Origin of the sequence: Streptomyces sp. WAC06614, from assembly GCF_003949795.1 — a bacterium.
GTDB lineage: Bacteria > Actinomycetota > Actinomycetes > Streptomycetales > Streptomycetaceae > Streptomyces.
In genome coordinates, this window is sequence record NZ_RPRY01000229.1 from 1 (window position 1) to 11,353 (window position 11,353).

The window sequence follows — 11,353 nt, forward strand, 5'->3', positions numbered from 1 at the left end:
GGGACGGGGGCCGGGGCGGGACGGCGGCGCTCATGGTTCCTCAGTCCCGGTCGAGGACCAGGTTCGCGGCCCAGGAGACGATGGAGATGATCAGGCCGCCGACCACCGCGGTCCAGAAGCCCTCGACGTGGAAGCCCAGTCCGAGCTTGCCCGCCAGCCACGAGGTCAGCAGCAGCATCAAGGCGTTCACGACCAGGGTGAACAGCCCGAGGGTGAGGATGAACAATGGCAGCGACAGCAGCTTCACGATCGGCTTGACGAGGGCATTGACCAGGCCGAAGACGACGGCGACCAGCAACAGGGTGACGGCCTTGGCCCCGTCACCGGAATCGGTCAGCTCGATGTCTTCGATCAGGAGCCAGGCCACGGCCAGCGCCAGCGCGTTGGCGAGGGTCTTCAGTACGAAATTCGTCATGCGCCCGATCGTTGCAGAGAAGAAGGGGCACGAGGAGTATGAAGGCCTTCCGGCTTGACGAACTGGAAGCGGAACGCGTCGCGAACGAGGGCGCGTACCTGCAGTTCCTGCGCGAGCGGAACATGTCGGTCGGGCTGTACGCGCTCGATGCCGGGCAGACCGACCCCCAGAACCCGCACGCCCAGGACGAGGTCTACTTCGTCGTCAGCGGCCGGGCCTCCGTCACCGTCGGGGAGGAGACGACGACGGTGGCGCGCGGGAGCGTGGTCTACGTGCCGGCCGGGGTGCCGCACAAGTTCCACCACATCAGCGAGGACCTGCGGGTCCTGGTGGTGTTTTCGCCGCCGGAGGGCTGACGGCCCCCGGTCCCTGACGTCCGCCGGCCGAGGGTCCCCGACTCCCCTAAGGGGCGGTTCAGGGGACTCCAAGGGCCCGGGGCGGCCCTTTCCGCTGTCCGTCCTCCTAGCATCGGAGCCAGGACGTCACGGACGAGAAGAGGTTGGGGAAATGGACGGTATCCGGCAGATATTCGCAGGAATGCCCTGGTGGGTGAAGTGGGTCGCGGTTCCGCTTCTGGCGATCTTCGTGTTCGGCGGGGTGATCACCAGCATCCTCGGTGCACTGATCAGCTTCGTCTTCAAGGCCCTGCTGTTCGTCGCGCTGGTCGGCGGTCTGATCTTCGCGGTGAAGAAGTTCAGCGGGAGCGGATCGAAGAGTTCTTCCAGCGACTGGTAACCCGCAGGACTGGTAACCCGCACGGGGATTAACCCGCCTGGGCGAACGTGGCGCCCCGGGCCGCCCGGGCGGCGGAATCGGCGGATAGGGTGGCAATCCGTGCCGTGCCCTGGGTGCCGAATCCCGGTATCCGTCCTGACCAGCGGCGATGTCGTCGCTCTCGGGGGAAGGAACTCCAGGGGACGCGGACGTACGGGGCCGGCTCCCGCAGGGCGGGCCCCAGTGGCCCGCCGCCACGCCTGGGGGTGAGCTTTGCCCGCGGTTCACAATGCCGGTGTGCCGACTCTGATCGGTTCGGTGCAAAGAGCGCTGAGACTGCTGGAAGCGGCGGGCTCCCACAGCCAGGGGGCTCCGGCGAAGCAGTTGGCGCGCGAGGCCGGGCTACCGCTCCCCACCGCGTACCACCTGCTGCGGACCCTGACCCACGAGGGCTATCTGCGGCGCGAGGACGGGGTGTTCGTTCTCGGCGAGGCCGCCGGGAGGCTGGCGGGCGGCGGGGTGCAGCAGAAACGTCGCACCATGATCCTCGATTCGCTCGCCCACTTCCGCGACGTGGTCGGCGCCCCGGTCTACTTCGCGGTGTACCGCGAGGGCGAGATCGAGATCGTCGGGGTCTCGGACACCGTCTCCAGCCCCGCGTGCGAGGAGTGGGCCGAATTCCGCCGGACCGGGTTCGCGCACGCCATCGGCCAGTGCCTGCTGAGCCAGCTCGACGAAGAGGCGCGCCGCGACTACTACGCACGCCATCCGGTGGAACCCATCACGCCGTACACGGTGCGCGACGTACGGGCGATGGAGGAGCGGATCGCGTCGATCGGGCGCATGCAACCCGTCACCGAGCGACAGGAATATGCCCTCGGCATTGTGTGCGCGGCCATTCCGATTACAGCGGGTGACATCGCCGCGACCATGGCTGTTTCTCTTCCTGCGCACCAAGAGGCCAGATTGCTCTATGTGGTTGATCGGCTGAGGAGTGAAGTAGGCGCGCTGCTGAGCTCGCTCGCGTTCTCTATCAGTATCTGAAATATCACTCCTTGTGATCTGCTAGCGCTTCCACCACTCTTGTCAAGAGGGCCTTGGGGGATCATTCCTGGCCACTTCCAACATTGCGGGGTAGGACATGCGCGAGTCGGTACAGGCAGAGGTCATGATGAGCTTCCTCGTTTCCGAGGAGCTCTCGTTCCGGATCCCGGTGGAGCTCCGGTACGACGCACACGACCCGTACGCGGTACGCCTGACCTTCCACCTGCCCGGAGACGCGCCGGTGACCTGGGCGTTCGGCCGGGAGCTGCTGCTCGACGGCATCAACAAGCCGTGCGGCGACGGCGACGTGCACATCGCCCCCACGGGCCCGGAGGACCTGTCCGACGTCCACATCCGGCTCCAGGTCGGCGGTGACCGGGCGCTGTTCCGGGCCGGGGCGGCGCCGCTGGTGGCCTTCCTCGACCGCACCGACCGGCTCGTGCCGCTCGGCCAGGAGCGCAATCTCGGGGACTTCGAGGAGAACCTCGACCAGGAGCTGGGCAAGATCCTCGCCGAGGCCCGGCAGAACGAGCAGAACGCGGGCTGACGGGGTGTCCGCCCCGTCGCCTGCCGGTCAGCGCTTACGGCGCCTGCGTCCCCGACCGCCGCGGCCCGTCGCGGCGGCCGGGGAACCCGCGGAACCCGAAGGACCCGAGGGGTCCGGCCGGTCGGCGGAGACCACGACGGCGGCGAGGGCCGTGGTCACCGGGACCGAGGCGACCAGGCCGATCGACCCGATCAGCGTGCGTACGATCTCCTCCGCGACCAGCTCGCTGTTGGCGACGGCTCCCATACTGCTGTTCGCGATCGAGAACAGCAGCAGCAGGGGCAGGGCGGCACCGGCGTAGGCGAGGACCAGGGTGTTGACCACGGACGCGATGTGGTCGCGGCCGATCCGGATCGCCGCCCGGTACAGGGCCCGTGAGCCCATCGACGGATCGGCCTGGTGGAGTTCCCACACCGCCGAGGTCTGGGTGACCGTCACGTCGTCGAGCACGCCGAGCGATCCGATGATGACACCGGCCAGCAGCAGACCGCTCATGTCGATGTCCGGGTAGAGCCCGTGGATCAGCCCGGTGTTGTCGTCGGTGTTGCCGCTGAGGAAGGCCCAGTCGATGAACACCGAGCCGAGCAGCCCGATGAGCAGCAGCGAGACGAGGGTGCCGAGCACGGCGACCGAGGTGCGGGCGGTCAGCCCGTGGCACATGTAGAGCGCGATCAGCATGATGGCGCTCGCGCCGACCACCGCCACGACCAGCGGGTTCGACCCCTGGAGGATGGCCGGGAGGATGAACAGGGTCAGGATCGCGAAACTGACGGCCAGGGCGATCAGGGCGAACAGGCCCCGCATCCGGCCGACCACCACCACCGCCAGGGCGAAGATGCCGGCCAGCAGGGCGATGGGGAACTTCCGGTCCAGGTCGACCACGGAGTACTGCAGGTCCTTGGGCGCGTCGGGAGCGTAGGCGACCACGACCTCCTGGCCGTCGGAGAGCTGCCGCGGCGCCCCCGGCTGGACGATCTCCACAAAGGTCCGGCCCTGGTCCGGGCCGGTGACGACCTCGACCGTGGCCTTCTTGCAGTCCCCGGTCCCCGTGGCCTGCGGGGCGCCGCCGCCCGGGGCGGGGCCGCCGCCGGAGGGGGGCGCCTGGGCGGCGTTCACCGATTTGCAGTCGACATTCTCCAGGGCGACGACCTTGCCCTGCTGGGTCTGCCGGTCGAAGCCGACGCCGGTGCGCTCGTGGGCGGGGGCGCCCCCCGGCCAGAGCACGGCCATACCGATGAAGACGGCCGTGGCGAAGGGGATCAGTACGGCGGCGATGACCTTGCGCAGATGCCGCGAGACGGGAGCCGCCGGGCCGTGGCCGTGACTGTGGCCGTGCCCGCCGTGGCCGTGGCCGTGGCCACCGTGCCCGCCGTGCCCCTGCCCATGGCCGTGCCCCTGCCCCTGCCCCGAGCCGCCGCCGTGCCCGTGGGCGCCCGCGTCGTGCCCGTGCCCGTGGGCCCTCGCGTCGTGCCCGTCACCGGGAGCCGGCGCCGGCGCCGGCACCTGCGGGGACGACGGCGCGGCCGCCGGTGAAGGCCCGGGCTCGTGCCCGTGCGCCGGTGCGTACCCGTGGCCGTAGGGACCTGGGGTACGCGTGGGCTCGGTGGGGGGCTGCGGCACATGCGTCACAGGCAGATCATCGCAAGAGATGAGGGGGCCCACTGTTCAGCACGCCACAGATGACGCTAGCGTGGGGGCACCTTTGCACAACGCGGGAGCTCGGAGCACCGGGCTGAGAGGGCGCTGATCACCGTACGCGCGTCGAGGATGACGGCTACGGGAGGAGGCTGCGCCGACCGCCGAACCTGTTACCGGGTAATGCCGGCGTAGGGAGATACGGTCCGATGACCATTCAGGACGCAACGACGCCTGCCGCCAGCCAGGACAGCACTGGCGAGGACCAGCGCACGCCGGGCTGGCACAAGGGCTACGTCCAGGGCTCGCGCCCCGACATCCGGGTGCCGGTCCGTCAGGTCCACCTCACCAACGGCAAGGACGTGACGCTCTACGACACGTCCGGGCCGTACACCGACCCGCAGATCGAGACCGACGTCCGCCGCGGCCTGCCCCCGCTGCGCGAGAACTGGATCATCGGCCGCGGCGACACCGAGGAGTACGCGGGCCGTCCCGTCCGCCCCGAGGACGACGGCATCAAGCACACCTCGCCGCGCGGTGGCCTCAAGAACCTCGACGCGGTCTTCCCGGGCCGCCCGCGCCTGCCGCGCCGCGGCCGCGACGGCCAGGCCGTCACGCAGCTCGCGTACGCCCGCCGCGGTGAGGTCACCCCGGAGATGGAGTACGTCGCGATCCGCGAGAACGTCTCCCCCGAGGTGGTCCGCGAGGAGATCGCCGCAGGCCGGGCGGTGCTCCCGGCCAATGTGAACCACCCGGAGATCGAGCCGATGATCATCGGCAAGAGGTTCCTGGTGAAGGTCAACGCCAACATCGGCAACTCCGCCGTGACCTCCTCCATCGAGGAGGAGGTGGAGAAGATGACCTGGGCCACCCGCTGGGGCGCCGACACGGTGATGGACCTGTCCACCGGCCGCAACATCCACACCACCCGCGAGTGGGTGCTGCGCAACTCCCCCGTCCCGATCGGCACCGTCCCCCTCTACCAGGCCCTGGAGAAGGTCGACGGCAAGGCCGAGGAGCTGACCTGGGAGATCTACAAGGACACGGTCATCGAGCAGGCCGAGCAGGGCGTGGACTACATGACCGTCCACGCCGGCGTGCTGCTGCCGTACGTCCCGCTGACGGCCCGCCGCAAGACCGGCATCGTCTCGCGCGGCGGCTCGATCATGGCCGCGTGGTGCCTGGCGCACCACAAGGAGAACTTCCTCTACACGCACTTCGAGGAGCTCTGCGAGATCCTCGCGACGTACGACGTCACGTACTCCCTCGGTGACGGCCTGCGCCCCGGCTCCATCGCGGACGCCAACGACGCGGCGCAGTTCGCCGAGCTGAAGACGCTGGGCGAGCTGAACACCATCGCCAAGCGGCACAACGTCCAGACGATGATCGAGGGCCCGGGCCATGTCCCGATGCACAAGATCAAGGAGAACATCGACCTCCAGCAGGAGATCTGCGAGGAGGCGCCGTTCTACACGCTGGGCCCGCTGACCACGGACGTCGCCCCGGCGTACGACCACATCACCTCGGGCATCGGCGCCGCGATGATCGCCTGGTGGGGCACGGCGATGCTCTGCTACGTGACCCCCAAGGAGCACCTGGGCCTGCCCAACCGCGACGACGTGAAGACCGGTGTCATCACGTACAAGATCGCGGCGCACGCGGCGGACCTGGCCAAGGGCCACCCGGGCGCCCAGGAGTGGGACGACGCCCTCTCCGACGCGCGCTTCGAGTTCCGCTGGGAGGACCAGTTCAACCTGGCCCTCGATCCGGACACGGCCCGCGAGTTCCACGACGAGACCCTCCCGGCCGAGCCGGCCAAGACCGCCCACTTCTGCTCGATGTGCGGTCCGAAGTTCTGCTCGATGAAGATCTCCCAGGACATCCGCCGCGAGCACGGCGGCGACCTGAAGGCCGAGGAGATCGAGGCGGGCATGGCGGAGAAGTCCGCCGAGTTCGCCGCGGCGGGCAACCGGGTCTACCTGCCGCTGGCCGAGTAGCACGGGCCGATCGCGCACGGGCCGGTCCGCGACCCCGAGGAGGGGAGGTCACGGACCGGCCCGTCGCCGTCGTCACGCCGAGGCGTCGGCGTCCTCGGGGTACCACCGGAGTTCGACCGTGTTGCCGTCCGGGTCCTGGACGTAGAGCGAGCGGCCCGTGCCGCGGGCGCCGTAGCGGTCCACGCCGCCCTCCTCGGCGCCCTCCAGCACCGTGAACCGGCCCGAGGCGACGACCTCGTGCCAGTCCAGCGGCTCCACGGTGAGGCAGATGTGGTCCACGTTGGACTCGCCGCGGGGGCGGGCGAACAGGTCGATGATGGTGTCGGGGGTGACCCGGACCGAGGGGAACGACACCTTCCCGGCCCGCCATTCCTCGACGCGCACGGGCTCCAGGCCGAGCAGGCCGACGTAGAAGTCCAAGGAGCGCTCGACGTCCGTGACGTTGAGGACGAGGTGGTCGAAGGCCTTGATGCGCAGCACGGACATGATCTGCTTCCCCTGTTCGCTCGTTCGGCGCGTTCGGTCGGGTGGCTCTTGGTGATCACCCCATGATCGTTCGCGTGCGGTCCGGCATCAAGTCATGAACGGAACAGTCCAGTTGTGCAGCGGTCCCGGTCAGGCGTCGCTGAGGCGCTGCTCGGACGCCGTGTCCCTGCGGGCCGGTGCGGGGACGATCCGGTCGAGGGCGAAGCGGCGGTTGGTCTCGGTCTGGCGGCGGTAGGCCTCGGGGAGGTCCTCCATGGCCAGCAGCCGGTCGCAGGCGGCGAGCGAGGCGGCCGGGTCGCCGGTCCAGTACGCGGTGATCGAGTGCTCGAAGAGCAGTCCCCAGCGGTAGACCCAGGGCTGGATGAAGAGCAGGTCGTCGGGGGCCGGCCGGTCCAGTACGGCGCTGGTGACGGCGTGCGCCGCACGGTGGCGGCCGAGCAGGCGCAGCCGGGAGGCCAGTTCGTAGCAGGCCTCCAGACGCTCGGGCCGGGACTCCCAGGCCCGCGTCAGCGCGTCCATCCCGGCCGGCCAGTTGCCGGACTCGGCGTGCAGGACCCCGGCCTGGAGCAGGGAGAAGTAGATCTCCTCGGCCCAGCCGCCCATGGTGGCGCGCCGCTCGTACAGGGCGATGGCCCCGGGGACGTCGCCCATGTCGCGCAGGGTCTGGGCGAGGTAGAAGACCGTACGGGTGTTGCCCGGGTCGCGTTCCAGCTCGGCGCCGAGCAGCCGGGCGTCGCGCTCGAACTTGTCGTGCCGCGAGCCGCCGTCGGCGTAGTCCTCGATGACCAGGGCGTCGAGGTTCCGCTCGGTGTCGTGGCCCTCGCAGGTGAGGTACTCGTGGGTGACGCCCTCGTACCGCCAGGCGATGCTGCCGCGCACCAGGCGCTTGATGCGGTACTCGGTCGGCCCCTCGTGGCGCAGCATGTACGAGTCGGCGGTCAGCGGGGGCAGGGGGCCCTCGCGCCGGATGACCAGGTCGGCGTCGAGCAGCAGCAGGTAGTCGGCCTTGCCGAGGGCGTGGGCGATGTTGAGGCTGCGGTTGTGGCCGAAGTTGACCCAGGGCTCCTCGTGCAGCTCGCCGGGGATGCCGTGCAGGGTGCGACGGATGAGGTCCTGGGTGCCGTCGGTGGACCCGGTGTCGGAGATGACCCAGGTGTCGATGAGGTCCCGGACGGACGCCAGGCAGCGCTCGATGACGGCGGACTCGTTCTTCACGATCATGCAGAGGCAGATCGTCGGCTTCGTGGGGGACGGCTGCGCGCCGGCCGGCGTGGTGCGGGCCGGCGTGGCGCCGGCCGGCGTGGTGCGGGGCGGCTTCGTGGGGGACGCCTTCGAGGCGGACGGCTTCGCGGTGGTCGGCTTCACGGCGGGTGACCCTAGGGACGCCCCCGGGCGGCGGGTGCCCGGCGCGCGGGGCCGGGAGCCAGGTGGCGGTGCGAGAGGCACCCGGGCGGCGGCGCGTCGCTGGGCCGTTCCGTGGACACCTGGGCGAGGCGCCCCGCCCGGTGGCCCGCGCCTTGCCGACGATGTGCCCGGAGTCATCCCATCCGGCCATCCGGCCATCTGCTTATCGGCAAGGAGCGGCGCATGCCTTCCCATCGTCCCGACCGTCCTGAGAACAGGACCCGGTCCCTCCTCGGCCCGCTGCCCCGGCGGACCGCCTGGCTGACCGGCGGCACCGCCGCCTCGGTCGCCCTCGTCCTCGCGGGGCTGCTGTCGCCCGGGGTGTCGGCGGCCCAGGCCGCGAGCCCCGTCGACCACTGCTCGTCGCAGCACCACGATGACGACGACATGCAGAAGTCCACCGGGAACCGGCCGTCCGGCGCCCACGACGACGACTGCAAGGTCGGCCCGACCGGCCCGCGCGGGCCCCGGGGCAAGAAGGGCAAGACGGGCCCGACGGGTCCGGAGGGCGCGACCGGGCCCACGGGTCCGACGGGTCCCACCGGTCCGACGGGTCCGACCGGCGCGACGGGCGCGACGGGCGCGACGGGCGCGTCGGGCGAAGGCACGACCGGCCCCACCGGTCCGACCGGTGCCACCGGTGCCACGGGTGCGACCGGTGCCACAGGCGCCCCCGGTACGGCCGGCCCGTGCAGCGACATCGACACGTACAACCCGAGCGCCGCCACCCAGGTCAACGCGGTGCTGACCGGCGGCAAGGCCTACGCGGGCATCCGGAGCAACACGCCCACCATCTCGGCCTTCACCTGGTACGACCTGACCAACGGCGGCACCCCGCCGAACACGTTCCCGGCCACCGCGTGCGCCATCGCCATCGGCGCCCAGGCCAACCTCGTCTCGATCGAGGTCCTGACCACCACGAACCTGATCTACGAGACCACCTGCAACCCGGGGGTGGTCATGGGTAACCCGGTCCTGAACTGCACCAAGACCTGGAACCAGATCAACCCGGTGACCACCGCCACGCTGCGCGGCAAGTTCGCCGACAAGTTCAAGGAGGGCGATCTCGCCGTCCGCTCCCAGGAGGAGTAGCGGTCCTTACTGCGGCTCGTTCTCCGGGCCGCCGAAGTCCGGGCTCGTGAAGTCCGGAGCCGTGTAACCGGGCCGGGTCCCCTGCGACGGGGACCCGGGGCTGCTGAAGTCGGGCCGGGTGTATCCCAGATCGGGGATGCGCCCGGCCCCCGGCATGCGGGGGGCCGGAAGGCCCGGGCCGGCGTTCGGATCGGCCAGCGCGTCCCGCAGGAACGGTACGATCCCGCGCTCCAGCAGGGCATGCCGCCAGGCGTCGCGGGCCCGCGACACCTCGTCGGGCACCGTGTCCTCACCCGTCGCCACGACCTCCGTCGCACTGTTGCGTACGGCCGCCACCAGCAGCCCGACCGCCGCGGCCAGGACCGCCACGACCGTGAGCGCGCCGAACAGCCAGCCGGTGGTGATCAGGGTCTCGGCGAAGGACGGCTCGGGCTCGATCAGCTTCAGGATGTAGCCCACCAGCAGGAAGATCAGCATCGCGGTACCGGCCAGCACCGGTGCCAGGACCGCGATCACCGCGCTGGCCCCGGCCCCGCCGCCGGAGCCGGCGGAGGCGTCCTCCGCCTCCGGTCGTTTCTCGGCCGGCGCCTCGCGCAGTTCCTCGCGGAGCTTCACGTAGTGGTCGTACTCGGCGGCGGCCGCCGCCGTGAGCAGCGGCTGGGCGTTCAGGGCCATGGTGCGCAGCTGTTCGGCGTTCAGCCGTTCGCCCAGGGTGGCCAGCTCCGGGCGGTCCTGCGCGGTGCGCAGCGCGTCGTCCAGGAGCCGATGGAACTCCGGTCGGTCCTAGGTCAGCAGATGCGGAGCGCTGGTCATGTGCATCCCCCGATGCTCCGTCCCGGGCCGGGTCAGCCCGCGTAGACCGGGCAGCCGGCGCAAACGGAGGAGAGCCTGCTACGGATAGAGCGATGGTAGAGCGCCCCCGCCGTGCGGTGACAGGGACTTATCAGAATTACCCATGGTCGGGAACGCTCAGTCACCCAGCGGGAGTTGCACGACGAGCAGCTTGCCGGCCATCGTCACGCCGCCGTCCATCGCGATGGCGAGCCCGTCGGCGTAGACGTGCGGGCCGTCGACGGCCGGATCGCGGGTGTCGTCCCCGTCCTCGGTGCCGACCTCGCCGAGCAGGTACGGGATCGGGCTGTGCCCGTGCACCACGCGCGAGCCGCCGTAGGTGGCCAGCAGCTCCCGTACGGCCCGCGGCCCGCTCTCCTCGTCGCGGAAGGCGAACCGCTTGGTGAACTTGCGGAACAGATCCCACGTGATGTCTGCGTCGTGGCGGTTGAGCTGCTCGTGGACGGTGTCGTTGACGTCCTCGATCGAGGTTCCGTAGTCGAGGTAGGCGGTGGTGTCGGAGTGCAGCAGCAGGTGGCCGTCGACCAGGGCCGCCGCGTCCAGCCGGGACATCCACTGGAGGTGGACGTCCTCCAGCCGGTCCATGTCCACGCGCTGGCCGCCGTTGAGCAGCCAGGCGGCCTGGAACGTGGCGGTGCCGGCGCCCGAGTTGACGGGGGTGTCGCCGAACCGCTTGGCGCCGATGAGCAGCAGCTCGTGGTTGCCCATGAGGGCCTTGCAGTAGCCGCCGGCCGCGGCCGCCTCGGCGGACAGCCGCATGACCAGGTCGATCACGCCGATGCCGTCGGGTCCGCGGTCGGTGAAGTCACCGAGGAACCACAGCCGGGCGTTGCCGGCCGACCAGCGGCAGTCGGCGTCGATCAGCCCCTGGGTGCGGAGCTCGGTGACGAGCTCGTCGAGGTAGCCGTGCACGTCGCCGACGACGTAGAGCGGGCCGGGGCCGGTGCTCTGGACGTCCTGCGGGACGAACTGGACCTGGAGGGTGCTGCCGGGCCCCTCGGCCGGGCGGCTGATCACCGGCAGGTCGCGCTGGGTGGGCGTGTAGCCGTCGGGTTCCCCGGCCTGCTCGGCGGGCCGGGGCTCGGGCACGGCCTCGGTCTCCGGCGCGGGTACGGGCGCGGGGCCCTGGGCCGGTACAGGGGCCTGGGTCGGTACGGGGGCCTGGGC

The 11,353-nt window shown here is 70.8% G+C and carries 12 protein-coding genes and 1 riboswitch; of the genes, 6 read left to right on the plus strand and 6 right to left on the minus strand.

The window, feature by feature from the left end:
* Positions 1 to 40 precede the first annotated feature (40 nt).
* Complete coding sequence (locus tag EF918_RS25275; protein WP_125650815.1) at positions 41 to 415, minus strand: phage holin family protein; 375 nt, start codon at positions 413 to 415, stop codon at positions 41 to 43.
* Between the two features lie 38 nt (positions 416 to 453).
* Between EF918_RS25275 and EF918_RS25280 the strand changes: the two genes are divergently transcribed.
* From EF918_RS25280 to EF918_RS25295, 4 genes are all read left to right on the plus strand, one after another.
* A complete protein-coding gene (locus EF918_RS25280) occupies positions 454 to 771 on the plus strand; it encodes a cupin domain-containing protein (protein WP_125650817.1) in 318 nt (105 codons plus the stop codon).
* Between the two features lie 160 nt (positions 772 to 931).
* Entirely contained in the window at positions 932 to 1,150 is a 219-nt protein-coding gene (locus EF918_RS25285; RefSeq protein ID WP_125650827.1) for a DUF5326 family protein, read from the plus strand.
* Positions 1,151 to 1,426: 276 nt separating this feature from the next.
* Positions 1,427 to 2,173 (plus strand): IclR family transcriptional regulator, encoded by a 747-nt coding sequence (locus EF918_RS25290; protein WP_260610651.1) that lies wholly within the window; start codon positions 1,427 to 1,429, stop codon positions 2,171 to 2,173.
* 97 nt (positions 2,174 to 2,270) lie between these two features.
* On the plus strand, positions 2,271 to 2,720 hold the full coding sequence (locus EF918_RS25295; protein WP_125650819.1) for an SsgA family sporulation/cell division regulator: 450 nt from the start codon (positions 2,271 to 2,273) through the stop codon (positions 2,718 to 2,720).
* Between the two features lie 27 nt (positions 2,721 to 2,747).
* On the opposite strand, the gene EF918_RS25300 is transcribed toward EF918_RS25295, so the two are convergent.
* A complete protein-coding gene (locus EF918_RS25300) occupies positions 2,748 to 4,349 on the minus strand; it encodes a YibE/F family protein (RefSeq protein ID WP_260610652.1) in 1,602 nt (533 codons plus the stop codon).
* A gap of 72 nt (positions 4,350 to 4,421) precedes the next feature.
* Positions 4,422 to 4,570, plus strand: a riboswitch (TPP riboswitch).
* On the opposite strand from EF918_RS25300, the gene thiC reads away from it, so the two are divergent.
* Positions 4,565 to 6,352 (plus strand): phosphomethylpyrimidine synthase ThiC, encoded by a 1,788-nt coding sequence (gene thiC / locus EF918_RS25305; protein WP_125650821.1) that lies wholly within the window; start codon positions 4,565 to 4,567, stop codon positions 6,350 to 6,352. It overlaps the preceding riboswitch by 6 nt.
* A 72-nt stretch (positions 6,353 to 6,424) precedes the next feature.
* Here the strand turns inward: thiC and EF918_RS25310 are convergent, their stop codons facing one another.
* Complete coding sequence (locus EF918_RS25310; RefSeq protein ID WP_125650823.1) at positions 6,425 to 6,838, minus strand: VOC family protein; 414 nt, start codon at positions 6,836 to 6,838, stop codon at positions 6,425 to 6,427.
* Positions 6,839 to 6,967: 129 nt separating this feature from the next.
* A complete protein-coding gene (locus tag EF918_RS25315) occupies positions 6,968 to 8,203 on the minus strand; it encodes a glycosyltransferase (protein ID WP_260610654.1) in 1,236 nt (411 codons plus the stop codon).
* A 222-nt stretch (positions 8,204 to 8,425) separates the two neighbouring features.
* Between EF918_RS25315 and EF918_RS37205 the strand changes: the two genes are divergently transcribed.
* Positions 8,426 to 9,334: a hypothetical protein gene (locus tag EF918_RS37205; RefSeq protein WP_185921911.1), complete on the plus strand. Its 909-nt coding sequence runs from the start codon at positions 8,426 to 8,428 to the stop codon at positions 9,332 to 9,334.
* Between the two features lie 6 nt (positions 9,335 to 9,340).
* On the opposite strand, the gene EF918_RS25330 is transcribed toward EF918_RS37205, so the two are convergent.
* Positions 9,341 to 10,093, minus strand: coding sequence for a hypothetical protein (locus tag EF918_RS25330; RefSeq protein ID WP_260610655.1), 753 nt, complete (start codon positions 10,091 to 10,093; stop codon positions 9,341 to 9,343).
* A gap of 210 nt (positions 10,094 to 10,303) precedes the next feature.
* Positions 10,304 to 11,353, minus strand: a 1,050-nt coding sequence (locus EF918_RS25335; protein ID WP_125650825.1) for a metallophosphoesterase, incomplete at its 5' end; no start/stop codon positions are given.